The organism is Paenibacillus sp. FSL H8-0259 (assembly GCF_037963255.1).
Taxonomy (GTDB): Bacteria; Bacillota; Bacilli; order Paenibacillales; family Paenibacillaceae; genus Paenibacillus_AQ; species Paenibacillus_AQ phytohabitans.
In genome coordinates this window covers 6706241-6731920 of record NZ_CP150147.1, presented here as the reverse complement: position 1 = coordinate 6731920, position 25680 = coordinate 6706241, and the positions used below count along the sequence as shown (strand labels likewise).

Sequence of the window (25680 nt, the reverse complement as noted above, 5' to 3'; positions counted from 1 at the left end):
ACCGATGGTTGTTTGGGTATTATGGTTGATTGCCGCTGGCGTCTTGTTTGTTGTAGAAATGTTTACGTTTACATTCTACCTATTATGGCTTAGTCTCGGAGCATTGGTTGCCGGCTTGGTCGCGCTTCTGCTCCCGGAAGCATTATTGCTGCAAGTGGTGGCCGGTTCACTGGTGGCCTTGATATTGACGGTTTTCACCAAACCCTTGGCAGCGAGATTACGCAATTCCAGGGGCTTCAAGGATACCGGTACCGATATTGTCGGCCGAAAGGGTCTGGTCATCGAAGCGATTGAGCCCGGCCGTTACGGGCAGGTCAAGGTAGGCGGCGATACATGGAGTGCAACATCCACAGTGGCGCTAGGCAAGGATCAAGAGGTTATTGTTGTAAGAAGAGGCACCACAATTATTGAAGTAGAACGATGGGGGGATATGTACTGATGGAGTTAGCTATTATCGGAATTATTGTTGTTGTTGTCGTAGTATTTATCGCACTGACTATCAAGATTGTCCCGCAGCAACGAGTGGGGGTCGTGGAGCGTCTCGGTAAATTTAACCGCCTGCTTACACCGGGTCTGAATATTCTGATTCCGGTAATTGATCAGGTGCGGGTCTATCATGACCTGCGGATTCAACAGGCGAATGTACCGCCGCAGACGGTAATCACGAAGGATAACGTACAGGTACAGATCGACACGATTATTTTCTATCAAGTGGTAGGACCGGAAGAAGCAACTTACGGAATTTCCGATTATGTCTATGGTGTACGTAATATCTCTACAGCCACGATGCGGCAGATTATCGGTAAGCTGGAGCTGGATGAAACCTTGTCCGGCCGTGAAAAAATCTCCTCGGATATCCGTCTTGCGCTGGATGAAGCCACTGAGAAATGGGGCGTGCGGATTGAGCGTGTAGAAGTTATCGACATCAAGCCTCCGCTGGATATCCAGGAAGCGATGGACAAACAAATGAAGGCTGAGCGTAGCAAGCGTGCGATTGTACTGGAGGCGGAAGCCGCCAAACAGGATATGATCCTCCGCGCTGAAGGGGATAAGCAGAGTAAGATCCTGAAGGCTGAGGGGGATAAGGAAGCGCGTATCCGTCAGGCGGAAGGTCTCGGCCAGGCGCAGGAGCTGGAAGCCCTCGGCCAGGCCAAGGCGATTGAAGCGGTCGCGCAAGCCGAGAAGATGCGGATTGCCCTGATCGCCAGTGCAGGACTGGATGAAAGAGTACTGGCTTATCAGTCCTTCGAAGCATTGACTGAAATCTCCAAGGGACCGGCGAACAAAGTGTTCCTGCCGACCAGTGCTGTTGAAACGCTTGGCAGTATCGGAGCTATTGCAGAAGTATTCAAGGCGAGCAAGGACGGCAAATAAGCTCAGAACTATTTTACAATTGCGGCACATTCCGTTAAAGTTAAAAGCAAAACTAAGCCTATGCTTACGAAGCATGCAACGCAAAACTAAGCCTATGCTTACGAAGACAGTTTTGCTACGCAAAACTTTAAGGAGAAGATACTGTGACGCAAAAAGAGATTTCACCGCTCGTAGAAACGCTGGGGCTGCAGCCTCACGTTGAAGGCGGATGGTACAAGAGACTTTGGAATTCATCCTTCGAGATTCCCCAGGAGACTCTGGGCGGAAGCTATTCGGGGCCGCGTGCTTCAGCTTCCTCGATCTATTTCCTGCTTCATGCTGACGAGACTTCGGATTGGCATACTGTGCTGTCCTCCGAAATCTGGCTGTATCATTCCGGTAGTCCGATTGTGCTAAGCCTGGGCGGCAGCGGTGAACAGCCGGAGAACGTGACGGAAGTGATTCTGGGGCTGGACATCGCCGCAGGCCAGCAGCCGCAGGTAGTTATTCCTGCCGGAGTATGGCAGGCAGCCCGTCCGCTGGGTGAAGAGCCGGTGCTGGTCTCCTGCATCGTATCACCGGAGTTCCACTTTGATGATTTCAAGCTGATTGACAAGAAATAAGAGCAGGAATGAAATGGAGTACAGCCGGAGAATAGGCTGTACTCCATTTTTTATCCGAAGCAGCCAACGATGACCGGACATGTTTTTGCCACTTTTGGCGGCTTTGCTCCTATCTGTTATACTGATTCTGATTTTGGATGATTATGAAGGCGCTTTTAAGGTTAAGGATGCTTGATGAACTCAAATTAGGCTTGGAGGGTAAACATATGAGTCAATTAAACGCACCATTTACAGGCGGGCCTACCTTGAACGACGGAGTGACCATGCCCTGGCTGGGTCTTGGCGTATGGCAGACCAAGGATGGCGATGAAGTTATCCAGGCAGTGAAAGCTGCCGTGGAGACCGGGTACCGCAGCATTGATACGGCAGCCGGGTACAACAATGAAGAAGGCGTTGGACAAGCTATCCGTGAATGCGGGGTACCCCGTGAAGAGCTGTTTATCACCACTAAAGTGCGCAATCCTGATCAGGGCTATGAATCTACGCTGAAGGCTTTTGAAGTCAGCCGGAAGAAGCTGGGTCTGGAGCAGATTGATTTGTACCTTATTCACTGGCCGGTTGCCGGCAAATATAAAGAGACCTGGAAAGCACTGATTCATCTGCAAAAGGAAGGCCTGGTCAAATCAATCGGCGTCAGCAACTTCCAGACCCATCATCTGCAGGATATCATCGATGACAGCGGTGTTGTACCTGTGGTTGACCAGGTCGAGTTCCATCCGCTGCTAACCCAGCGCGAACTGCTGAAATATACACGGGAGCATGACATTCAGCTGGAAGCGTGGAGCCCGCTGATGCAGGGGAACCTGGATGTGCCGCTGCTGAAGGAGCTGGCGGAGCGGTACGGCAAGACCGTGGCGCAGATTGTCCTGCGCTGGGACCTGCAGCAGGGGGTTATCACGATTCCGAAATCCGTGCATGCGGAGCGGATCATCGAGAATGCCGGCTTCTTCGACTTCACCCTCAGCGATGACGATGTCAAGGCCATTGAGGATCTGAATCAGAATCACCGCTTCGGCCCGGACCCGGATAATTTCAATTTCTGAGGTGGGATAGATTGACGAAGAACAGTTTACAATTTAGATGTTGGCCGTAACTGCGGTGAATATTTGGACTTCCGGCCGCTGTTGTCCCCAGATTTCTTGATTCATACCGCTATAAGCGGTAGAAATCCGGGGACTGCTTATGCTTCCGTTGCGAGCTTTCCTTCGGAAAGCTTTCAGGCGGTCGCTGACGCTCCTACAGTTCCAAAATTCCCCTCTGTACGATCATCTTTTATTGGTTTTCTCTTAGTTCAATCTATGGGTGGCGGCGTATAAAGAAAGGAGCAGGCTCTAATGGGGCCTGCTCTTTGCTTTTAAAAGCAGGACAACAATCCAATGGCAAGACATCAAAGCTCATCGACATCCGCTGCCCCGGCTTTTATGCTGAGAAAAGAAGGAATCAATGGGAGGGCACAACGTTGGAATTGATAAGAGATTATCCGGAGAAGCATGGATTATCTTCGCAGGCTTTAAGCCGTTTTGTCATGGAGGTCAGGGAGCGGGGGCTTGAGGTTAACAGCTTCATGCTGCTGCAAGGCGGCAAGGTTACGGCAGAGTTTACCCGGATGCCGTACCGTCCGGATACCCCGCAGCTGCTTTATTCACTTAGCAAAAGCTTTACCTCTATAGCCATAGGCATTGCCTGGGACGAGGGATTGCTGCAGTTGGAGGATGCGGTGATCTCCTTTTTCCCGGACAAGCTGCCTGAAGCTGTGTCTTCTAATCTGGCGCAAATGACAGTGCATCATCTGCTCTCCATGAATGCGGGCCATCATGAAGATATTTATCCTGCTGTAGTCAAGGAACAGGACTGGATCACCGCCTTCCTCGCCCAGCAGGTTGAGCATGAGCCGGGAAGTTATTACCGCTACAGTACCCCCTCCAGCTATATGCTGGCGGCCATCCTCGAACGGGTGACCGGGCAAAGTATGGTCGATTACCTGATGCCGCGTTTGTTCGGACCACTGGGTATCCCGAGACCATCCTGGGAGACTTGTCCGCAGGGAATCACTGCTGGCGGGATGGGACTCAGCCTGTCTACAGAAAGTGTAGCCAGGTTTGGCCTGCTGCTGCTGAATAAAGGCATATATAACGGGCAGAGAATTGTATCGGAGCAGTACATACAGCGTGCTACAAGTGAGCAGAGCGACAACCGGGCCGGAGCGCAGCGGATTGACTCGGCGCAGGGCTATGGTTACCAATTTCATCTATGCCGTAGGGGCTGCTACCGGGGAGACGGATCTTTTGGACAGCTGTGTCTGGTGGCTCCGGAGCAGAATATAGTCATTGCTGTGGCGGCAAGCTTCGGGAGTATGAACCGGCTGCAGGTATTGCTGGATCTGATTTTTGAGCATATTTTTGATACGCTTGGAGGCAGTCCGCTGCCGGATTCCGGGGATAACGCCGGTCTGCAGGAGCTATTGTCCGATTGGAGTACTTCAGCCTTACCTGTGGCGCAGCAGTCTTTTTCGGAGAAATGGCTGATGTATGGTCTCAGCGGTACATACCAGATCAGCAGCAATCCCCACGGGCTGCGGGAGATATCTTTTACCAGGAATAACACGCTGCTTAAGCTGCAAATGGTGTATGGCGATCAGCGGGACAATGTGCTGCCATTCGATTTCAGCAAACCGGTATGGACGGAGGATGTGTTTAGCAAAGACCTCTCGTTACACCGGCAACAGGTAGTCACTTACGCGAACTGGCTGGCTGGGGACACGCTGAAGCTTGCGCTGTACTACATTGAGACTCCTTATGTGGTCACGTACACGATTATTTTTGAGGACAACAAGCTGGAATTCCGGTTCAATATTAACGTTTCGCTTAATATCCCGGAGTATGCGGCTGTAGGCGGGCTTGTACAGGCTTAGTTCATATTAATGTAAAAAACATGCCCGCCTGAACGTATGCTATACGGTCTTGACGGGCATGTTCACATCTATTTGGCATTAGCCGATGGAGACATTGTATTTCCGCAGCCACAGATCTACCTGGGCCAGATAAGCGAATAATTGCGGGCCGGACATCAGCTGGCCGAACCACGGCAGATTGCTGGAGGATTCCGGTGATGCGGCGATTTCCCGGATTTTGGCCGGATCAATCAGCGGAAGGATTGGCGAAGAAGGATCATCCAGTATACTCAGTACCTGTGAGCGCACCTTGTTCAGATAGGCAGGATTATGTGTTTTAGGGTACGGGCTTTTTTTGCGGTAGAGCACATCGTCCGGCAGTACACCTTCGAGTGCTTTGCGCAGGATGCCTTTTTCACGGTTGCCTACGGTCTTGATCTCCCAGGGAATATTGAATACATACTGCACCAGGCGGTGGTCACAATAAGGAACGCGTACCTCCAGGCCCACGCCCATGCTCATCCGGTCCTTGCGGTCCAGCAGCGTAGGCATGAAGCGGGTAATGTTGAGGTAGGACATGACGCGCATCTGCGCCTGTTTGCCGGTCTCACCGTCAAGCTTCGGCACCTCGGCCACGGCGTCGCTGTACCGGTCACCCAAATATTCCAGCGGACGTATCCACTCATTCATTTCCGGCGACAATAGACTGGCACGCATTTTGGGTGCTACCGACCAGGGGAAGGTGCCGGAAGACAGCATCTCCTCACGGTGGAACCAGGGGTAGCCGCCGAAAATTTCATCTGCCGCTTCGCCGGAGATAGCGACAGTCGCCTTCTTTTTGATCTCCTGGCAGAATAAATAAAGTGATGAATCCACATCGGTCATCCCCGGCAAATCGCGGGAGTAGAGGGCGTTGTCGAGCGCTGTTACCAGTTCAGGTGTATCAAAAGCAATAAAGTGATGGTTCGTATTCAGTTCATCGATCATCCGCTGAATCCAGGGGCCGTCGGCTCCGGGCTGGAAGGAATGGCTTTTGAAATGCTTGTCGTTGTCTACATAATCCACCGAGTAGGTATCAACCCGGCCTTGGCCGGTCCGGTTGTAATAATCTACGGCAAGCGCAGTTAAGGCGCTGGAGTCCAGTCCGCCGGAGAGCAGAGAGCAGACCGGAACATCGGAAACAAGCTGGCGCTCCAGCGTATCCTGGAGTAATTCCCGCACCCGGGCTGCCGTTTCATCCACGTTATCCGTGTGCTGGTCGCTCTCCAGCTTCCAATATGCGTAGGTACGGATACCGCTGCGGCTATAAATCATGGCATGACCTGGACGAAGCTCGAATATATCTTTGTATACACCATGTCCCGGTGTCCGGGCCGGACCGATAATGAAGATTTCGGCAAGGCCTTCCGGTCCAACCTTCGGCTGGACTTTGGGATGCTGCAGCAGCGCCTTCGGCTCGGACCCGAATACGAAGACATCGTCCACTTGGCTGTAGAACAAAGGCTTCACGCCCAGGCGGTCGCGGGCCAGAAAGACCTGATCGCGCAAGCTGTCCCAGACGGCAAAAGCGAAGATGCCATTCAGCTTCTCCGTGCAGTCCGGTCCCCATTCGATATAGGCATGCAGGAGTACCTCGGTATCGCATTCTGTGAGGAAATGATGGCCGCGCTGCTTCAGCTCTTTTTTGAGCTCAGGGGCATTATATAGCTCGCCGTTATACACAATTGCATACACCTTATCGTCATGGCGGGCAATCATCGGCTGTGCGCCGTTCTCGGGATCAATGACGCTGAGTCTGCGGTGTCCGAAGGCAATGGGTCCTGAAATCCAGGTTCCGGCTGCATCCGGTCCGCGGTTCGCTAAAGTTTCAGTCATTCTGACAAGCAGTTGCGAGTGCCCTGTAAGATCACCGCGCCACTGGACAAATCCGGTTATTCCGCACATGTTGGTTCATCCTCTCTTTTGTGCGATTGTTGTCTGTCCTTTCTTTTTTGCCAAGTAATACAGATATATGCCGAAGGAAGGGATAAAATGTATGTCCTTATCCGAACACTAGGGGAGAGGGAAATTTGCCAGGAGGGATGGATGACAAGTGTATTACATTAAAGACGCCAAAATCCGCAGAATGACCGAGTATGACGGAGCACCTTGCGCAGAGGTTGGCGTATTGCCTGGAGCTGTGGGCGATTCAGCACTTTTGGTGTATATTGTTGAGGACCAGCGTGAGGAGGGTTACGAAATTGTCCGTATTTTGACGAATGACGCGGACACCGCCACCGATTGGTTTGATAACAATCTGCATGATGCTTTCAAGGATGTGACGGTCAACGGCTTCACCGGCAGCACTGTAATGAGCCCGGAGGATGAACGGTCCAAGTTCCAGCGTGAGCTGCTGATCTTCGGAGAGCTCAAGAAGCAGCTGGGTGAGCATTTCAGGCAGTACTCTTGATTCCGGCGGGACCTCTTGCTTCGAAGCTTCACTGCACAATTACCAACCAATAACCTATAGGATGGGCCATAGAGCAGGAAGCTTGCCGCATTCAGGATGCGGGAGGCTTCTTTTTTATTGGGGTTTGTGTATCGGGAAATCTCATGGACTGATCAGAAGTCGCCTGCACGGTGGGATGTAGGGGCTTCTTTTGCCGGCTGGGAGAGTTTAGTCTTGATAAATTCTGTGATTCAGGTATAATAAATAACGTTGCATTAATACATATGATCTTTACAGCTTTAGGTTTCATGATTCTTCATTTGTCCCGGTAGCTCAGTTGGATAGAGCATGCGCCTTCTAAGCGCACGGTCGGGGGTTCGAATCCCTTCCGGGACGTCAAGTAACAGCCTTCCTTCGGGAAGGCTGTTTTGTTGTCCGGGGGGATGAGAACCCTAGGCGCCAGCCGGGGACGTTGGAGCATAAGCTTCGATAGGAACACATCGCAATCAGCCGAAATTTGGCTGTATCCCTTCCGGGACGTCAAGTAACAGCCTTCCTTCGGGAAGGCTGTTTTGTTGTCCGGGGGGATGAGAACCCTAGGCGCCAGCCGGGGACGTTGGAGCATAAGCTTCGATAGGAACACATCGCAATCAGCCGAAATTTGGCTGTATCCCTTCCGGGACGTCAAGTAAGAGCCTTCCTTCGGGAAGGCTGTTTTGTCGTCCGGAGGATGAGAAGCCGGGCGGCAGCGGGGACGTTGGAGGTTAAGCTTCGATAGGAATACATCGCAATCAGCCGAAGTTTGGCTGTATCCCTTCCGGGACGTCAAGTAACAGCCTTCCTTCGGGAAGGCTGTTTTGTCGTCCGGAGGATGAGAAGCCGGGCGGCAGCGGGGATACCCAAGCATAAATTACTTTGAAGCGGGACCCTCACGTTTAGAAGCAGCGTTGCGGACTGAGGTGATCTTATTTCGGCGGATCACATCATTTCGCAGTCTATGCGGACTCAGATGTCGTTAACTAACCCGTTTCCTCATTTTTAGCTCCAAACTGCAATATAAGGACCCCTGAGTCCGCATCGGTCAGAAAAACAGGTTTTTTCGCCAAATAGCGTTATCTGAGTCCGCATAGCTTAGCAGAAGACTTCATCTGCACAGTGCAGACAATTTTCCTGGAAATCCCTGCTGTCTGAGCATTCAAGTCACTCTTTGTACAGCCATCCGCTAGACTATTACTATTGTTACTCAAACCCAAACCCCCGCTCGCCTACAGCGATCCCCCAAGTAACCAACATCATTTTCACCCGATGAGTACAGTTATCTACTATAAGCCCTACTTGAACTATGCGGGACTCTCTACCGCTTCTTCGTCCCAGCTTACATCCGCTCCGGCTTAGGCAGACCGAGTACATCCAGCGCCTCGCCTAAAGTATCGGTGAAGCTCCGGGTTAGCCATAGACGGAAGGCTACGCTGGAAGCCTCTCCTTTGAGGATCGGGCAGCCGGAGTAGAAATTGCTGAACAGTACGGCCAGACTGTGCGCATAGTTACAGATCGTATTCGGCGTAAGCTCCCGGCTTGCCGTATATAGGGTATCCTGCCACAGGCTGAGCTGTCTCAGCAGGGCGAGCTCGGCTGCCTCAAGCTGCGGCGGAAAGAGCGGAAGCCCGCCATGCGCGTTGCTCCCGTCAGGCCCGCTGCTCGCGCTATGCTTGCTGCTCCCGTTATCCCCGCTATTCCCGTGCCCCCCGTACTCCCGGCTCCCGCCATGCTCGTTGCCGCCGCTATTTCCGGTACCTCTCTCCGCCAAGGCGCTGCCTTTACTGAGCACACGGCTTGCCCGGGCATAGGCATACATCAGATAAACGCCAGTGTTGCCGGAAATCTCCATGGCCTGTTTGAAATCAAACACAATCTCTGTACCCAGATTGAAGCGCAGCAGATAGTAGCGGATGGCAGCGGTGGCGATGAGCCGGCTGGACAGGCCGTTTTTGTCGGAACGGGTAGCCTCAATGGAATGCTCCATAAGCCGGACCAGCTCGGTAACCTTGATGCCGATGCCCTGGCGTCCGGACATGGCGTAGGAGCTTTTGCCGGCGGAGGTATCAATACCAAGTTCAGCGGCGGAAGCCGGACTTAGCGAAACCACACCATAACTTACATGATGCAGCCGATCCGCCTGCTCGCTGTAGCCCAGTGCCTGGAAGGCCTGCTTTACCATCGCCTGCGGATACTCCTGTCTGTAGTCGATCACGTTCACGACCTTGTCTGCGCGTCCAAAAGGCAGCGTCTCACCCCTCAAGCCGGTCGTCCACAGCCCGCTGCCAAATTCACTGTAGGCGAAGTCCTTGTCCAAGAGGCCGAATTTCCACAGATGATAAGCGATATCCTTGGCCGTATAGGTCAAAATCCCGTTCGAGCGCACCAGCACCTTATCCTTCAGATGCTCCTCTTCTGTCTCCTGTGTCTCCTGTGCGCCAGTGCCAGCGGATTGCTTCAGCACCCAGCAGCCGGCCAGCTTGCCTTCCTTCTCCTGAACGAACACTTCTGTCTGCGACAGAAGGTCAAAGGCAGAAGACCAGAAGCCTTCCTTCAGAATACTGCTCTCCCAAACAAGCAGGTCGTAGTGAATGCCGAAGCTGCGCATCTCCTCCACATGCTCTTTTACAATCTGTCCGGCGACAAGGTTGCCAATCCAGGCGGTATTGCCATGCCCCTCTTCCAGCGCGTGAAGAATTTCAGTCCGTTTATTTACACTTTCAGGATGCTCCGCGTACTCCTTGTTGATCTCAGCGTAAATATCCCAGCAGTAATCTCCGAAACGGACATGCTCCCCGGCAAGCGGGACATTCAAAAGGCCGACTACAGTATCTGCAAGCTGATTGCCGAGATCATCCACGTAGTTATGTACCTCGACCGTATAGCCGGTTTTTCTCAAAATTCTAACCAGTGCATCCCCGATACAGGAGTTTCTCAGGTGTCCTATGTGCATGCTCTTATTCGGATTAACGCTAGTATGCTCTACAATAACCTTCTCACCGCCAGCCTGCGGAATTGCAAAATCAGTCTGGGCCCACACCTGCCAATCGATGTACATATTAATGAAACCCGGCGGCGCAACCTCGATTCTCTGCAGCAGTCCGTTTACGGAGCCCGATGACTTCAGCTCGGCGATGATCAGTTCTGCGATGACGGCCGGGGCTTTGCGCAGGGTGCGGGCCAACTGCATGGCAATATTGCTGGAATAGTCCCCATGCTCCGCATTCGCAGGCTGCTCCAGAGCCGCTTTTACGTGAGTGCTGCCGGGAACTCCCAGTTCTTCAGATACTTTGTGAATACATTGTTCCAGACTGTCTTTAATTAGCTCGCTTAACATGAATAAGTACCTCCCGAAATAGTTGTGAATGGTGTAAGCAGTGGCTGAGGGCGGAAGACTTCAAGGGTCCGTAAGGTGAAAAAACAACAAAAAAAGCCTTCGTCTCAAAAGAGACGAGGCTTATGCGCTCGCGGTACCACTCTCGTTGCTGAACATACAGTTCAACCACCTTGCAGGTTAACGGTCTTTAGCCGGGGCTTCCTACTCTTAAGGTTCAGAAGTCCATCTCACGGGTGCGCTTCATAATCCTGATCTGTACCGGCTTACACTCTCCCGGCTCGCTGGGGACTAGGGTTCAGGGCCATTACTCTCCCGGTCATTGATTCAATATGATTTTTATCAGTATAGCGAATTTCTGGAAGAAAGCAATAGCGGAATGTCAAGCGGAACCTTGTTTCCGGAAAATGCAACCCATAACATCCGGTATTTGCAATAGATATCCGGCTTTGTCCACACCTCCAGTGATGGCTCGAATATAGTAAGTTGTTATCATTATTAAAATATTCGGAGAGGAGAACTCAAGATGAGCTTTTTATCTACAGGACCGATTGAAAATAATGCGGTAGGCGGGCTAAGACCTACCCAGCAGGTCACGGTCAAAATCGATAACCGAAGTGATACCATGTCTTCCTTGGTGACGGTAGAGGGTTACTATCTGGATGGAACCCGCACGCTATATGTCAGTGAAACGTTGAATGTACTGCCTAATCAGGTAATGACAACCACGTATTATGCGGATCTGGATGCATTTGAGTTTATTTTTGTCACTTCAGGAACCATTGATGAACAGGTGCAAATCTCAGTCTGGGGAAAAAATAGCTCAGGCGGCTTAGTAACGCCACACCGCCTGGTTTCTGCTGAACTCCTGGGAGCTACCACAGGAGTGACGGGCATCACAGGCGCGACCGGGGTTACGGGTGCGACAGGCGCAGCCGGAGCGACCGGGGTTACCGGTGCAACAGGCGTAGCTGGTGCGACCGGGGTTACAGGTGCGACGGGCACGGCAGGAGCGACTGGGGTTACGGGTGCGACAGGCGAAGCAGGAGCAACTGGGGTTACAGGTGCGACGGGCGTAGCAGGAGCGACTGGGGTTACGGGTGCGACGGGCGTAGCAGGAGCAACTGGGGTTACAGGTGCGACAGGCGTAGTTGGTGCGACTGGGGTTACAGGTGCGACAGGCACAGCAGGAGCGACTGGGGTTACAGGTGCGACGGGTATAGCAGGAGCAACTGGGGTTACGGGAGCGACAGGCACAGCAGGAGCGACTGGGAGTACAGGTGCGACAGGTATTACTGGAGCGACCGGGGTTACAGGTGCGACGGGTATAGCAGGAGCGACTGGGAGTACAGGTGCGACGGGTATAGCAGGAGCGACTGGGGTTACAGGTGCGACGGGCACAGCAGGAGCGACTGGGGTTACAGGCGCAACAGGCGTAGCTGGTGCGACCGGGGTTACAGGTGCGACGGGCGTAGCAGGAGCAACTGGGGTTACGGGAGTGACGGGCGTAGCAGGAGCGACTGGGGTTACGGGAGCGACGGGCGAAGCAGGAGCAACTGGGGTTACAGGTGCGACAGGCGTAGCTGGTGCGACTGGGGTTACAGGTGCGACGGGCGTAGCAGGAGCAACTGGGGTTACAGGTGCGACGGGCGTAGCAGGAGCAACTGGGGTTACAGGTGCGACGGGTATAGCAGGAGCAACTGGGGTTACGGGAGCAACAGGCACAGCAGGAGCGACTGGGAGTACAGGTGCGACAGGTATTGCTGGAGCGACCGGGGTTACAGGTGCGACGGGCGTAGCAGGAGCGACTGGGGTTACGGGAGCGACAGGCACAGCAGGAGCGACTGGGAGTACAGGTGCGACAGGTATTGCTGGAGCGACCGGGGTTACAGGTGCGACGGGTATAGCGGGCGCGACTGGGGTTACAGGTGCGACGGGCATCACAGGAGCGACTGGGGTTACGGGTGCGACAGGCACAGTCGGAGCGACTGGGGTTACAGGTGCGACGGGCACAGCAGGAGCGACTGGGGTTACAGGTGCGACAGGCACAGCCGGAGCGACTGGGGTTACGGGAGCGACAGGCGAAGCAGGAGCGACTGGGGTTACAGGAGCGACGGGCATCACAGGCGCGACCGGGGTTACAGGTGCGACAGGCGAAGCAGGAGCGACTGGGGGTACAGGTGCGACGGGCATCACAGGAGCGACCGGGGTTACAGGTGCAACAGGCGTAGCTGGTGCGACTGGGGTTACAGGTGCGACGGGTGTAGCAGGCGCGACCGGGGTTACAGGTGCGACAGGCACAGCCGGAGCGACTGGGGTTACGGGAGCGACAGGCGAAGCAGGAGCGACTGGGGTTACAGGTGCGACAGGCATAGCGGGCGCGACTGGGGTTACGGGTGTGACGGGCGTAGCAGGAGCGACCGGGGTTACAGGTGCGACGGGCGAAGCAGGCGCGACTGGAGTTACCGGTGCGACAGGCGAAGCTGGAGCGACCGGGGTTACAGGTGCGACAGGCGAAGCAGGAGCGACTGGGGTTACAGGCGCGACAGGCGAAGTAGGCGCAACTGGGGTTACAGGTGCGACAGGCACAGCAGGAGCGACTGGGGTTACAGGTGCGACGGGCATCACAGGTGCGACAGGAACCAGTCCGGCTGGTCTTTCCGAGTATGCGTATATTTATAATTTGGCTGCCCAAACGGTTCCTTTGGAGGCCGATGTTACTTTTAGTAATAATGGTCCCATAATTGGGGCGATTACACACACGCCAGGAAGCTCTGTGATTACTATAGGTACTGCTGGAGATTATGCAGTCTGGTTCAACGCAACGGGAGTTGAGCCTAATCAATTTTCGCTTTTTCAAAATGGTACTTCTGTTGCGGGCGCCACATATGGTTCCGGCGCCGGAACTCAGGCCAATCCCGGAATGGTGATTGTTGTAGCGGCAGCGGGAGATTCCCTGACTCTGCGCAATCATTCCAGTTCAGCGGCAATTACGCTGCAGACGCTGTCAGGCGGAACACAAGCCAATGCCAACGCCTCTATCCTGATTCAAAAAATAAACTAAGCTTGGCAGAGTAGAATTCAGAGATATTCGGATTCCAGTAAAGCTAAATAGCCCGTCACCGATGGATTGTCGGTGACGGGCTGCTTAAACTTACCAGGCGTTTTGATCCCTGCCTCACAAACAGGGTGCTGTCCCCAGTATAGTTAGGGCAGCTTATTGTATCATAAGTAATCACATGGATGCCGCTTGGCAATGGACTACAATGCCAGCTCGGCAAGCAGACCTCTTCAGAATCTCTGACAGAGGAAATGCCTAGTCCGCAGTAGGCGCACCGGTCAGATTCTTGATGTCCGTAGAACCATAAATCAGCAGGGCAATTACAATCACCAGCAGCAGACCACCGGCGAAACCCTCCCCGTCAAAACTGTCCATATCCCCGCGCCTCACTTTCACTTTCTAATTAGGTGGTCAGGAGTTTTCGGCTTTCTTTTTCAAAGCGGTCATAATCTCGTTCAGGGTGAGACTGCTGTTGTCATCAAGGAAGCTGACCAGCTTATCGACGTTGTCGTTGCTCAGATCACTTAAGGTTTTATATTTGCCTACCAGACTGACGAACATGGATGCGTCCGTGTACATCTGGATGGAGTCTACTTTCAGCTTGCCGGTCAAAAGAAGGGCAGCCACGGCGAACTCAAGCCCTTTTGGAGTTTGTGTTTTGGAGCTGGCTGGTGGTTTTTTGGCGGCAGGTCTCTTTCCTTTTCCAGGAGGGGGCATGGGACTCCCTTCTTCCGTTGGTCATTCTGCAGGAAAGCGGCAGCAAGGGCGGTCTCTCCTTAATTAAAAGATATGCGCCCCCGCAGATATTGGTGAATGAAACCTGTCTTATGTCCACACCGACCGGAGGACGCCAGAATATTATTATATTGTGCGATTAAAGATCAACCGTCGCTAGTAACTGAGTTTCACGCCGTAAATGCTAGATATGGAAGGAGGGATGAGACGGGATGCCGATTTTATCAACAGGACCTATCGAGAACAATGCCGTTTCGGGAATAAGACCTACGCAGACTGTTACAGTAAAGCTGGTGAAGCGTGATGGCATGGTAGGCTCTTCAGTCAGTATTCAGGGCTACTTGCTGGGAGCGACAAGAATATTGTATGTAAGTGAGGTTATTAATATTGCTCCGAATGAAGTGGTAACCAGGGATTACTTTGCCGATTTGGATGCGTTCGAATTTATTTTTACGATCGGAGAAGCAACCGGGGAGGAGATCGGGATTTCAGTATGGGGCAAGTCTTCTACCGGCCAGCTGGTGAATGCCCATCGCATTGTTACACATGAGAAATTAAGCTCCGAAGTATAGAGATTCATCCAATTCTACTAGGAAAAGGAGTGCTGAAACGATGAGTTTTTTATCCACGGGACCGATAGAAAATAATATGGTTGGCGGTGTGAGACCAACTACCCAGGTTACAGTCAGAATTGATAACCGCAGTGATATCACTGCCTCCACAGTATCGGTTCAGGGATACTATTTGAGTGGCAGCATCAGAAACCTGTATGTCAGCGAGGCGATCGATGTTGCTCCGAATCAATCGATAACCACTACCTACTTTGCTGATCTGGATGGTTTAGAGTTTACTTTCTTAACACCTGCCACTGTGAATGATCCGGTCCAGATTTCGCTCTGGGGTAAGAGCAGCACCGGGGCACTGGTAACCGCGCACCGTCTGGTTTCTGCAGAACTGCTGGGCGAAATCTTCGGTATTACCGGAGCAACGGGTGCCACCGGAGCTCAAGGCGCCACAGGAGCGACAGGTTCGGGTGGCGGAGCTACCGGTGCCACAGGTGCAGCAGGAGCAACAGGTGCCACCGGGGCTCAAGGCGCTACGGGAGCGACGGGTTCTGGCGGCGGAGCGACTGGGGTTACCGGCGCGACAGGCACAGCTGGAGCGACTGGGGTTACCGGCGCGACAGGCACAGCCGGAGCGACTGGGGTTACCGGCGCGACAGGCACAGCTGGAGCGACTGGGGTTACCGGCGCGACAGGCACAGCCGGAGCGACTGGGGTTACTGGAGCGACAGGCACAGCTGGAGCGACTGGGGTTACTGGAGCGACAGGCACAGCTGGAGCGACTGGGGTTACGGGTGCGACAGGCACAGCTGGAGCGACTGGGGTTACCGGCGCGACAGGCACAGCTGGAGCGACCGGGGTTATGGGTGCGACAGGCACAGCCGGAGCGACTGGGGTTACCGGCGCAACAGGCACAGCTGGAGCGACTGGGGTTACCGGCGCGACAGGCACAGCTGGAGCGACTGGGGTTACCGGCGCGACAGGCACAGCCGGAGCGACCGGGGTTACGGGTGCGACAGGCACAGCCGGAGCGACCGGGGTTACGGGTGCGACAGGCACAGCTGGAGCGACTGGGGTTACCGGTGCGACAGGCACAGCTGGAGCGACTGGGGTTACTGGAGCGACAGGCACAGCTGGGGTTACCGGTGTTATTGGCGCGACAGGGGCAACGGGTTCAGGGGCAATCATTCCGTATGCTTCCGGCCTTCCAGTATCTTTGACAACGGTACTCGGCGGACTCTTGAATACGTCCAGTCTTGTAGGTTTTGGCAGCAGCTCTGCAGGTGTTAGTGTTACAGGCGGGATCATTGATTTGACAGGTGCGGCTGGAACCTTACTCAACTTTGCCTTCTCAGTACCGCGTGCAGGCACCATTACCTCACTGGCAGGCTATTTCAGTACGACTGCGGGACTTAGCTTAGTGGGTTCAACCGTAACCATAACTGCGAGATTATTCCAATCGACTACACCCAATAATAGCTTCACGGCAGTACCGGGCGCCACAGTAACTTTAGCTCCGCCATTGACAGGAGTTCTTTCCCTCGGTACGATCAGCAGCGGTCTGACTACCGGGCTTAGTATACCGGTAACTGCCGGCACTCGTTTGCTGATGGTCTTCTCGGCAACGGTATCAGCCGGAATTGATGTAGCGACAACGGTTGCCGGTTATGCCAGCGGTGGAGTTACAATTGTCTAAACCCGGCGCTGCAAGCCAAAAGAAATAAAACAGGGATGCTCCCAAGCCTATAGGCTCAGGAGCGTCCCTGTTTTATTTACATAGAGCACTCAATTGTAGTTGTATATTTGTACTTCTGTATAGCTAATGTTGAAGTAGGGGGGGCTGATTTCATCCGTTGTTGGTGGCACAGATCAGGTAACTTTATTAAAATCCTGCACAGAATACAACATTCCCCCCCATTAACACGCCCTAAATCTATAATTGTTGTACAAAAGGCAGCAATTCCCTCGTTCCAGGCCGATCAACGAAGCTATTGTTGTATTTCATACAACAATCCTCCCGCACACCCAGGTATCTAGGGATCAGAGTTGCAAAACGTACAACATTTATGCCTTCGTGCGTACTAAGAAGCCTACATTCTGCCGGCAATGAATTGTGTGTAAGGAATTAACAAATTCCTCTCGTCCCGCCGCGATTAACCAGTAAGCTGGTTAGGTTGTTGTCATAAGTGTGGTTTATATAGCCAGCCGTGTTACACCAGATCGCAAGCCTCAGCCGGCATCCAGTGGGCATCCTGGCCGTCCCATTTCACATTGCAGCCGATCGGGTTGGTCAGGGGTTCACTGACCGGTTGCCCGGATACCAGCTCTGTCAGGGCGTTATCCAGATTGTTGACGGTCAGCTTGCCGGTCTCGCGCGGATTATCAACGCCGCGTCCGGTGTAGACCAGCTTGCGGGCTTCATCGAAGATATAGAAGTGGGGCGTGCGCAGTGCGCCATAGGCCCGGGCGGTCTCTTGCGTATCGTCACGCAGATAAGTCCAAGGGAACTTATGCTCCTCCATCCGGGCAACCATATGCTCGAACGAATCATCGGGATGCGTGGTTTCACTGTTGGCATTGATGCCAACGAATTGGACACCCTGATCGCGGAATTTCTCCGCTGCCTCACGGGTAAGCTCATCGGAACCGACTACAAACGGGCAATGATTGCAGGTGAAAAAAACAACCAGGAAGCTGGCGGACGCGAATTGCTCCAGGGAATAAGTCTGTCCGTCCGTCGTCTTCAGGGCGAAGTCAGGGGCTGAGTCTCCAAGCGCCAACGTAAAGCTCATTTACAAGCACCTCCTGAATAAGATACAAGCCTTCCCTTTATACCGGACTTGCCAAACGCTTCCAAACTGAGCAAGATTACCTTCATTCCCCAAGCATCACAGGAGATCTTCAGCATGATTGTACTTTATACAACAGAAGTCGTGAGATTTGGCGCAGAAAGCTATTCTATTGCAAGCCTGCCGTTGTCATATCGCGAGTATCTCGCGGATGTCCTGCTCGCTCAGGCTGGACAGGGCTTCCTGTCCCGGCTGAATTACTTCATCAATCAGATTCTTCTTCTTCTGCTGCAGCTCGTACATCTTGTCTTCTACGGTTCCCTGCGCAACCAGGCGGATGACCTGCACGACCTTCTTCTGTCCGATCCGGTGGGCGCGGTCAGCAGCCTGCTGCTCGACAGCCGGATTCCACCACAGATCGTAGAGAATGACCGTGTCGGCTCCGGTCAGATTAAGGCCGGTGCCGCCCGCCTTCAGCGAGATCAGGAATAGATCACGTTCCCCTTCATTGAAACGGGTGCACAGCTGGGTACGCTGGGAAGCCGGTGTTTGTCCGTCCAGATAGAAGTGCGGCACACCCAGCAGGGCCAGTTCGCGCCCGATCATCCCCAGCATTTGCGTGAACTGTGAGAAGATCAGCATCCGTTTGCCGGAGCTGCGGCATTCGTCGATAATCTCCAGCAGCTGTTCGAATTTGCCCGATCCTCCAGTGTACCCGTCCACGAACAGCGAGGGGTGGCAGCACAGCTGGCGCAGCCGGGTGAGACCGGCGAGGACTTTGATCCGGCCGTTGCCGAAGCTGTCGCTGTCCAGATGCTTGAGCGCTTCCTTGCGCAGTCTGGCCAAATAAGCGACGTAGAGCCTTTTCTGCTCCGGCAGCAGCTCAGAGGCCTGCAGTGATTCAATTTTGTCCGGCAGCTCCTTCAGGACATCGCTTTTGAGGCGGCGCAGCAGGAAGGGGCGGATACGCTTTGCCACAGTCTCCCGGGGAAGGTCATGGAAGGCCTTCTTGCCGGGGAACAGCCCGGGAAATACCACGCCGAAGATTGACCACAGATCCTCGAGCGCATTCTCCACCGGCGTTCCCGTAAGCGCGAAGCGGTACCGGGCTTGCAGAAGCTTAACTGCCTGGGCAGTCTGCGTCTCATGGTTCTTAATCATCTGCGCTTCATCCAGGATGAGGGTATGGAAAGACCGCTTGGCGTATTCCACGGCATCTCTGCGCAGCAGCGGATAAGAGGTAATGATGACATCATGGCCGGCTGAATTCCGCAGCGTCCGGTTGCGTTCGTCCGCACTGCCGTCGGCAATGGCTGCCTTGATGTCCGGGGCGAAACGCTTCAGCTCATTATGCCAGTTGTAGAGCAGCGAGGCCGGGGTGACAATGAGCGCAGGGACTCCGCCCTGACGGATATCATCAAGCTCGGAGAGCAGGAAGGCGATACTCTGCAGCGTTTTGCCGAGACCCATATCATCCGCCAGAATGCCGCCGAAGCGGTAGTGGGCCAGCGTCTTCATCCACTGGAAGCCGTACTGCTGATAGTCGCGGAGTACAGGGGCCAGACTCTCCGGCACCGGGAAGTCCAGATTCTCGGGACTCGCCATATTGGCCAGCAGCCGCCGGAACGACCGGCCGATCTGGACGGAATCGCCTTTGCCGGTATCCGCATGCAGGCGAAGACCCCGCACCAGCGGCAGGGAGAACTCTGCATGATTGAAGTCCCCGTTCTGAACGCCAAGCTCATTCATCAGGGCGATAATTTCCAGGAATTCTGCAGTTTCCAGCGGGAGCAGCGCACCATCCGGCAGCCGGTAATACTTACGCTTCTCCTGCAGGGATTTCAGCACCAGCACGATGTCCTTCTCCGGAATACCATCCATGCTGAACTTGAAGTCCAGCCAGTCGGTCTTCTCATTCCAGCTCAGGCTGACCTTGGGCATGGCATGCTCCGTAAGTACTCTTTCCTTGACCGCAGTAGTGGCATAGACCTGAAGCAGCGGCTCCAGCAGCGGAATGGTATGGTGGAGAAAATCGAATTCCCCGTCCTCATCCCGCATGATATATCCGCTCTCCGTCCGTGCGAAGGACTCATGGGCCATCAGGTCGAGAATCCGCCGTTCGGCCTCCCCGTCCCGCATCAGAATCACTTCATTGCTCCGCTCATGCGCCTTCTCATCCAGCGGGTTAATGACAATCCCGCCATATTGGAATTCAAGCCCGGCGAGCAGCCGGTCTCTGACCCGGTCGAGATAGAGTCTGGCGTGAAGCTGCGCCTGAACGATTCTGTCCGCGATGGCATCGGCAATGAATACCTGGCCCAATTTTTTGAGTCCGGGAATGACGCCCTCCATGAATGGCTCCATCTGCTCCGGGGCAATGGCAATTCCGTCCTGCCGAGAGGGGTTCAGCAGCTTTTTCAGCTCAGCGAGACGCCCGCATTCCTGCACCGGCAGCTTCAGCAGCTTGCCCTCAGACAAGACAAGCCCGTAATCTTCCAGAATCGTAAGCTGCTGAAGCCCCTGGACATCCAGCCGGTACCCCTCTCCTTGCGCCTGATCGAACTGGAAGCTCAGCGGGAGTGCCTCAGCGGAGAGAGATAGACGTTCGTGCAGGACCTGGCCGTGCTGCAGACGGGCTGCAGGTACAGCCAAGAGTGCCGGCAGCAGGCTCTCCCAGAAGAAGGGAGGAACAGCCAGCAGCCGTTCATTTCCCGAAGTGCCGGTATGCGGAGCGTAAGGGCTGATGCTGCTGCGGTATATTTTTTCATTCAGCATGATTTCAATCAGCTTCACGAGCACCTCATTATCTTCCTTCGAGAAGCTGTGCAGGGCGGGATCATAACTGAAATGTCTGGAGAATTCAAAAGGCTCACCCCGGTGAACACGTTCCAGAAACCCCCGGATTTTGGGCACGATATAGAGGCGCTTAGGGCCTACTTTCAGTTCTATGCCCAGCATTGTGCTGCCGAAGCTGTAAGAGAAAGGCTTGCAGATGAACTCTACCTGAAGCGGTGTCCGCAGATCCATATAAGCTCCGGCTCCGCTCGGCCGCTGCCGCACTCCGGTGAACATCCCGAGCATGCTGCTCACCAGCTGCCGGTCCCCACTGCGCCCGGTGTATCCGTCTCCGGCAGAGCCGGAATGGCGGGGTGTAAGTATACCGGTCTCTCCCGTGAACGCCTCCGGCTCTTGCCCATCCGGATCGGGAGTCTGGCCCATGTCCATATCTTTGCCGAGATAAAGGACACTAACCAGTGCAGCTGCAATATGTTTGCAGAAAGGTCCGCCGCGGTAGTAGGCCGGGCAGGTACACTCCCCGTTAACATCACCGTCACTATCTATGGTCAGCACTACTTCATGGCTTTCCAGACCATGAACCGCAGCGCGGTATTTCGAATATTCCCCTTCATCGTTGTGCTCTGTATAGATAAGATCAACCTTATGAGCGTGATAATAAGTTACCCCCTGATCAAAAGCGGCTCTGCCGCACAGCAGCTTGATTACCCGTTCCGGTACCTGGAAACCCAATGTAATCCTCACTTCCTTCTATTCCTGATGGCTAAATGGCTCCCAAGCCAAAGCCTGGTTTGTCCCGTTCGACAATCGTTATAGTACCCATAATAACAGAACAGGCGTACGCCTTCAAAAGGGTTTATGCTGAGAGCAGTTCTGTCTGCTCTGTCCTGAAGAATTAAGCAATGCGGGAGTTATCTTGATGGATAGCAGCGGACTGGGGTGCTCTATTTGCCCGGACAACATCATTCACCGCGCCTGCGGACCCCATTACAGTTATTTATGTGTAAATTGTGTACAAGAAGTAGTAAGGTGGCAAATAGAACCGGGCAGGTGCATGAGCAAGAATAGCAGAGAAGCAGAAGTTCGCAAGGTATAAGTGAGGGAGTAGAAGCGGCAGAACTAGTATAGCGTCAGATTTAAAGTAGTGAAAATCACATGGGTAAATCGCTTGCTGAGGGTTTGAAGTGACCTGATTATGGCTTATGCGTATGCTTAATTGTACATTGTACAACTAAATCATCTGATTTACAGGCGATTCTCCGTTTAGTTGTATTTCGTACACTTAAACTGCCTTATGTAGACTGGTTATCACCAATTCGGCAGATTTAGTTGTACAGACTACAGTTATAAGAGACAAGCAACGTTTTTCGCTGTTTTTAATTGCATAGTATACAACTATCACTGAATTTCCACTTGGAGGAACTGATTACATCAATTGTTGCATTGTTGAACCAGTAGAACTAGCAGCAGCCAACCAAGTAAAAGCCAGCCTGGCCAGCACGATGTGCTCCCAGACCGGCTCAGACTGTCCCGAAATGGCGTAGCTGCTCCAGCAATGTCCCATCCAGCCGCCTACAGTGTCCTTGCCCCGCCAATTCCGTGCATGATGAAGCTGACGGTCTGCTCAATTTCTTCCTCGTCATTCCAGTCATGGTCCGGCATCAGCAGCAGGCGGGCCAGCAGATAGCCGATGACCGAAGAAATGGTGAAGCGGATGATCGCAGGAGTAGGAGCATCCATAATCTGGCCCTGCTCCTTGAAATGCTCCGTAATTACAGTGACACGCTCCAGCACCTGGCTGAGAATATTCTCGACCAGCTGTTCTCTGAGCGCGGGCTGGAAGGGGATCTCCTGGATAAGGATTCTGATAATTTTGAGATTCTTACGGGCGAAATCGAGCCGGTTCACCATAAATGCCTTAAGGAAGGCTTCATAGCTCTCAAAGGATACATCCAGCACACCGCTGAAATTACGCATCACAAACGGAGCGATCATCCGGCTCATGGTGGGGACTACGATGGCCAGCAGCAGATCTTTTTTGGTTTTGTAGTAGCGGAAAATCGTTCCTTCAGCCACGCCTGCCTTCTGGGCGATCTCACTGGTGGCCGCTGCCGAGAACCCCTTCTCCGAGAATGTATCAATGGCCGCCTGCAGAATGGATATCTGCTTGGGAGTCATTTGTTCCTTTTCACTGAGGGCCAGCAGCTCTTGAATCCACTGCTCCTGCCCCTGCTGCTCAGCAGCATTGTCTTTCTCCATGATGGACCCTCCAACTCTCTTGCTCTTACCTCCAAGTGTACCACAGCCTATACCGCTAATTCGAAGTTACATTTTGCGGTGCTTGCGCAAGGCCAGCACATTCAGCAGCATGAACAGCAGGGAGAAGCCGATCAGCATGAATACATCAAGGGCGATATCATTCCAGCCTTTGCCGCGGATCATGATATCCATCAGCGCCTGGGCGCCGTAGTAGATGGGGGTTGCCAGTCCTACGCGCTGCAGCCAGAGCGGAAGGGTATCGAGCGGAAATAGTCCGCTCAGGAAAATCTGCGGCACAATGACCAGGGGAATGAACTGGATCATCTGGAGCTCATTGGCGGCAAATGCCGAGAGCAGGGTGCCCAGCGTCAGCGCCGACATCGAGAGCAGCAAGGTCATCAGCAGAACGTAGCCGAAGCTGCCGGCCATCATAATGCCAAGCACCTGGATTGAGAACCAGGAGATCAGCAGCGCCTGAAAGACGGTGAAGATACCGAAGCCGCAGACATATCCAAGCACGATCTCCCAGCGCTTCAGCGGAGTGGAGAGCAGGCGTTCCAGTGTTCCCGTGGTCCGCTCGCGCAGGAAGGAGACACCCGCGATCAGGAAGACGAAAAAGAATACAAATACCCCGATCATAATCGGGCCGAAACGGTCGATAGTCTTCATATCCTCGGCGCCGTAGAGATAGCTGATCTGCGGCTGATTCTGTACACTGCCTGCCGCTGACGGCTGCAGGCTCTGCATAGCTTCCTGCAGGGCCATCATTACGGCACGGTTAGCGGCCGGGTTGCTGCCTTCCAGCATGATCTCAGGAGTGGTTCCTTTCATTGTAATATAAGCATCAATGTCCCCGGCCTGAAGGGCGGCGTTGCCGGATTCATCATTATCATAGCCGGTAATTTCAGCCTTCTGGGCTTCCAGCGCGGTGCTGAACACTGCAGCACCGGGGGCTACACCGATCTTCGGCTCATAAGCATCACCGTTAAAGACCAGGCTCATCAGGCTGAGCACCAGCAGGGGCGCGATGAACATCAGCGCCATAGTTCTTTTATCATGGATGAATTGCTGCAGAATTCTCAGGGTAATCGCACGAATTCTCATGAGCGTACACCTCCATAATACAGGAAGGCTTCTTCAATAGTAGCGGAGCCGGTTGCCTGCAGCAGTCCGGCGGGAGTGTCTACTGCGAGCAGAACGCCATCCCGGATCATAGCCAGCCGGCTGCATTTCTCCGCTTCATCCATAACATGTGTGGTGAGTACAATCGTGGTGCCTTTACGGTTCAACGCCTTAAGTTCCTTCCAGATCGACTGGCGCAGCACCGGATCAATCCCGACCGTAGGTTCATCCAGCAGCAGCAGCGGCGGCTCATGCAGCAGCGCGATGGCCAGTGACAGGCGGCGTTTCATGCCACCGGAGTATTGGTCTACTCTTTTACGCAAATGCTCCTGCAGGTTCACCAGCTCCATTACATCTCTGATCCGCCGTGTGCGGTTGCCGCCCTTCAGACCGTAGAGGGAAGCGAAGAACTCCAGATTCTCCTTGGCGCTCAGTTCCGTGTATAGCGCATCGGACTGGGCCATATAGCCGATCTGCTGCAGCATGGCAAGCTTCGGCATCCGTACCCCGAGCACATTAATCTCGCCGGAGGTAACTTCGTCTATGCCCGTGAGCAGCTTGACCAGCGTGGTTTTGCCGGAGCCGGACGGGCCCAGAATCCCGAAGGTTTCCGCATGCTCCACCTGTAGCGTAATATCCTTCAATACCTTCTTGCTGCCGAAAGCACGGTCAACATGAGTTACTGTAATCACTGGGTTGGCTTGTTTCATTGTGATCTCCTCAATTCTCCGCATAATGAGTGAGTACTCACTCATTATAATAATGATTCTCTTGGTAAAAGTAAATCTCTTTTCCAAGTACACAAAAATATATATCTGGTGCTCTATTGATCTCCGCTATTGCGGACAAATAAAGGAATCTGAGTCCGATTAACCCGGGAATCTGCATGTTTTACCCGAAATAGCTTCTCATAATCTGTCCGCCAGACTGGCGGACAGATTATGAGAAGCTTCGTCAGGCTCCCGCAGAGCACATGCACGATGTATTAAGGACGAGGAGCCGTTTCCGCTTGCCGGCGCAACAAACATATTAAATTTTATGGATTACCCGTTTCCTTATACCGGTTATCAGGGTAATAAGGAGAATACTGGAGATTGCCGGCAACCGGAACCCATTACATTAGAAGGTGGTGCGAATCATGGCAGGACATAAGCTGCTCCTTACTCTGGGAGTGCTTCTGGCAGCGGCCGGACTTAGCGGCTGCAGCAGTACAGACGGAGCAGAAGCGGACAGCGGAGCTTTTCATACCCTGGCGGAAGAGAATGCGGACGCGCAGCAGTATTTGCCTGACGATCTGCCGATACCGGAAGGCGCGGGCATTACTTTTACCCAAGGTGAGGTGGCAGAGGGGAAGAAATCCTCTATGCTGATCTATGAGACAGAGGAAAGTATGGCCGCTCTCGGAAGTACATATCAGAAATATGTAAGAGACAAGGACCTGGAACGCGGCACAGAGATTGTCGACAGCAACAACATTCTAATTAATGGCAAGGTGAGCGGTTCTTATTCGTATTCTATTATCGGCAGCAGTTCGGACTCGAAGCCCGGCGGTAATGAGATTATTGTGACGTGGATACTGAATTAACATAACTTTTACGGTAAGGCCGGCCCGGGATTCATTCCTGGGCTGGCCTTTTTGTATTTACTTTTACAATTAATATTTCCATAACATTCCTCTGCAACAGAATTGA

At 53.5% G+C, this 25680-nt stretch carries 18 protein-coding genes, 1 tRNA gene and 1 other annotated feature; of the genes, 11 read left to right on the top strand and 8 right to left on the bottom strand.

Annotated elements, in window-relative coordinates; translation table 11 throughout:
* Window positions 1-4: 4 nt before the first annotated feature.
* The 5 genes from NSU01_RS28775 to NSU01_RS28755 all read left to right on the top strand — a co-directional run bounded on the left by NSU01_RS28775 (window position 5) and on the right by NSU01_RS28755 (window position 4887).
* Window positions 5-439 (top strand): NfeD family protein, encoded by a 435-nt coding sequence (locus tag NSU01_RS28775; protein WP_076248384.1) that lies wholly within the window; start codon window positions 5-7, stop codon window positions 437-439.
* On the top strand, window positions 439-1374 hold the full coding sequence (locus NSU01_RS28770; RefSeq protein WP_099052495.1) for an SPFH domain-containing protein: 936 nt from the start codon (window positions 439-441) through the stop codon (window positions 1372-1374). Before NSU01_RS28775 ends, NSU01_RS28770 begins: the two co-directional genes overlap by 1 nt.
* A gap of 143 nt (window positions 1375-1517) precedes the next feature.
* Window positions 1518-1976, top strand: coding sequence for a cupin domain-containing protein (locus NSU01_RS28765; protein WP_039297676.1), 459 nt, complete (start codon window positions 1518-1520; stop codon window positions 1974-1976).
* Window positions 1977-2182: 206 nt separating this feature from the next.
* Window positions 2183-3019 (top strand): aldo/keto reductase, encoded by an 837-nt coding sequence (locus tag NSU01_RS28760; RefSeq protein WP_076248381.1) that lies wholly within the window; start codon window positions 2183-2185, stop codon window positions 3017-3019.
* 416 nt (window positions 3020-3435) lie between these two features.
* Window positions 3436-4887: a serine hydrolase domain-containing protein gene (locus tag NSU01_RS28755; RefSeq protein ID WP_076248378.1), complete on the top strand. Its 1452-nt coding sequence runs from the start codon at window positions 3436-3438 to the stop codon at window positions 4885-4887.
* A 78-nt stretch (window positions 4888-4965) separates the two neighbouring features.
* Here NSU01_RS28755 and asnB read toward each other — a convergent pair whose 3' ends face one another.
* Complete coding sequence (gene asnB / locus NSU01_RS28750) at window positions 4966-6810, bottom strand: asparagine synthase (glutamine-hydrolyzing) (protein ID WP_076248375.1); 1845 nt, start codon at window positions 6808-6810, stop codon at window positions 4966-4968.
* Window positions 6811-6958: 148 nt separating this feature from the next.
* On the opposite strand from asnB, the gene NSU01_RS28745 reads away from it, so the two are divergent.
* Window positions 6959-7315 (top strand): hypothetical protein, encoded by a 357-nt coding sequence (locus NSU01_RS28745; RefSeq protein ID WP_042139687.1) that lies wholly within the window; start codon window positions 6959-6961, stop codon window positions 7313-7315.
* A 301-nt stretch (window positions 7316-7616) separates the two neighbouring features.
* Window positions 7617-7690, top strand: a tRNA-Arg gene (locus NSU01_RS28740).
* A gap of 979 nt (window positions 7691-8669) precedes the next feature.
* On the opposite strand, the gene argS is transcribed toward NSU01_RS28740, so the two are convergent.
* Window positions 8670-10667 (bottom strand): arginine--tRNA ligase, encoded by a 1998-nt coding sequence (argS, locus tag NSU01_RS28735; RefSeq protein WP_076248373.1) that lies wholly within the window; start codon window positions 10665-10667, stop codon window positions 8670-8672.
* A gap of 106 nt (window positions 10668-10773) precedes the next feature.
* Window positions 10774-10996: a binding site (T-box leader), on the bottom strand.
* A 194-nt stretch (window positions 10997-11190) separates the two neighbouring features.
* On the opposite strand from argS, the gene NSU01_RS28730 reads away from it, so the two are divergent.
* A complete protein-coding gene (locus NSU01_RS28730) occupies window positions 11191-13728 on the top strand; it encodes a collagen-like protein (protein ID WP_339302365.1) in 2538 nt (845 codons plus the stop codon).
* Window positions 13729-14136: 408 nt separating this feature from the next.
* On the opposite strand, the gene NSU01_RS28725 is transcribed toward NSU01_RS28730, so the two are convergent.
* Window positions 14137-14442: a hypothetical protein gene (locus NSU01_RS28725; RefSeq protein WP_039310734.1), complete on the bottom strand. Its 306-nt coding sequence runs from the start codon at window positions 14440-14442 to the stop codon at window positions 14137-14139.
* Window positions 14443-14672: 230 nt separating this feature from the next.
* On the opposite strand from NSU01_RS28725, the gene NSU01_RS28720 reads away from it, so the two are divergent.
* Both NSU01_RS28720 and NSU01_RS28715 read left to right on the top strand, forming a co-directional pair.
* Entirely contained in the window at window positions 14673-15032 is a 360-nt protein-coding gene (locus tag NSU01_RS28720; RefSeq protein WP_042139685.1) for a hypothetical protein, read from the top strand.
* A gap of 40 nt (window positions 15033-15072) precedes the next feature.
* Window positions 15073-16719 (top strand): exosporium glycoprotein BclB-related protein, encoded by a 1647-nt coding sequence (locus NSU01_RS28715; RefSeq protein WP_339302364.1) that lies wholly within the window; start codon window positions 15073-15075, stop codon window positions 16717-16719.
* 514 nt (window positions 16720-17233) lie between these two features.
* Here NSU01_RS28715 and NSU01_RS28710 read toward each other — a convergent pair.
* From NSU01_RS28710 to NSU01_RS28690, 5 genes are all read right to left on the bottom strand, one after another.
* Window positions 17234-17815, bottom strand: coding sequence for a thioredoxin family protein (locus NSU01_RS28710; RefSeq protein WP_076248570.1), 582 nt, complete (start codon window positions 17813-17815; stop codon window positions 17234-17236).
* A 186-nt stretch (window positions 17816-18001) separates the two neighbouring features.
* Entirely contained in the window at window positions 18002-21352 is a 3351-nt protein-coding gene (locus NSU01_RS28705) for a DEAD/DEAH box helicase (RefSeq protein ID WP_256704048.1), read from the bottom strand.
* An 828-nt stretch (window positions 21353-22180) separates the two neighbouring features.
* Window positions 22181-22867: a TetR/AcrR family transcriptional regulator gene (locus tag NSU01_RS28700; RefSeq protein WP_042139680.1), complete on the bottom strand. Its 687-nt coding sequence runs from the start codon at window positions 22865-22867 to the stop codon at window positions 22181-22183.
* A gap of 66 nt (window positions 22868-22933) precedes the next feature.
* Window positions 22934-23971, bottom strand: a complete 1038-nt coding sequence (locus tag NSU01_RS28695) for an ABC transporter permease (RefSeq protein ID WP_076248574.1) — start codon at window positions 23969-23971, stop codon at window positions 22934-22936.
* Window positions 23968-24699 (bottom strand): ABC transporter ATP-binding protein, encoded by a 732-nt coding sequence (locus tag NSU01_RS28690; protein WP_076248576.1) that lies wholly within the window; start codon window positions 24697-24699, stop codon window positions 23968-23970. The genes NSU01_RS28695 and NSU01_RS28690 overlap by 4 nt, the downstream gene beginning before the upstream one ends.
* A gap of 428 nt (window positions 24700-25127) precedes the next feature.
* On the opposite strand from NSU01_RS28690, the gene NSU01_RS28685 reads away from it, so the two are divergent.
* Window positions 25128-25574, top strand: a complete 447-nt coding sequence (locus NSU01_RS28685; protein WP_042139677.1) for a hypothetical protein — start codon at window positions 25128-25130, stop codon at window positions 25572-25574.
* Window positions 25575-25680: the final 106 nt, after the last annotated feature.

What these genes read in the sequence shown, in the direction of transcription:
- NSU01_RS28725 (WP_039310734.1), bottom strand. Translation starts at nt 14,442, where the DNA reads ATGCCCCCTCCTGGAAAAGGAAAGAGACCTGCCGCCAAAAAACCACCA.
- NSU01_RS28730 (WP_339302365.1), top strand. Translation starts at nt 11,191, where the DNA reads ATGAGCTTTTTATCTACAGGACCGATTGAAAATAATGCGGTAGGCGGG.
- asnB (WP_076248375.1), bottom strand. Translation starts at nt 6,810, where the DNA reads ATGTGCGGAATAACCGGATTTGTCCAGTGGCGCGGTGATCTTACAGGG.
- NSU01_RS28690 (WP_076248576.1), bottom strand. Translation starts at nt 24,699, where the DNA reads ATGAAACAAGCCAACCCAGTGATTACAGTAACTCATGTTGACCGTGCT.
- NSU01_RS28700 (WP_042139680.1), bottom strand. Translation starts at nt 22,867, where the DNA reads ATGGAGAAAGACAATGCTGCTGAGCAGCAGGGGCAGGAGCAGTGGATT.
- NSU01_RS28685 (WP_042139677.1), top strand. Translation starts at nt 25,128, where the DNA reads ATGGCAGGACATAAGCTGCTCCTTACTCTGGGAGTGCTTCTGGCAGCG.
- NSU01_RS28710 (WP_076248570.1), bottom strand. Translation starts at nt 17,815, where the DNA reads ATGAGCTTTACGTTGGCGCTTGGAGACTCAGCCCCTGACTTCGCCCTG.
- NSU01_RS28715 (WP_339302364.1), top strand. Translation starts at nt 15,073, where the DNA reads ATGAGTTTTTTATCCACGGGACCGATAGAAAATAATATGGTTGGCGGT.
- NSU01_RS28720 (WP_042139685.1), top strand. Translation starts at nt 14,673, where the DNA reads ATGCCGATTTTATCAACAGGACCTATCGAGAACAATGCCGTTTCGGGA.
- NSU01_RS28770 (WP_099052495.1), top strand. Translation starts at nt 439, where the DNA reads ATGGAGTTAGCTATTATCGGAATTATTGTTGTTGTTGTCGTAGTATTT.
- NSU01_RS28760 (WP_076248381.1), top strand. Translation starts at nt 2,183, where the DNA reads ATGAGTCAATTAAACGCACCATTTACAGGCGGGCCTACCTTGAACGAC.
- argS (WP_076248373.1), bottom strand. Translation starts at nt 10,667, where the DNA reads ATGTTAAGCGAGCTAATTAAAGACAGTCTGGAACAATGTATTCACAAA.
- NSU01_RS28695 (WP_076248574.1), bottom strand. Translation starts at nt 23,971, where the DNA reads ATGAGAATTCGTGCGATTACCCTGAGAATTCTGCAGCAATTCATCCAT.
- NSU01_RS28775 (WP_076248384.1), top strand. Translation starts at nt 5, where the DNA reads ATGGTTGTTTGGGTATTATGGTTGATTGCCGCTGGCGTCTTGTTTGTT.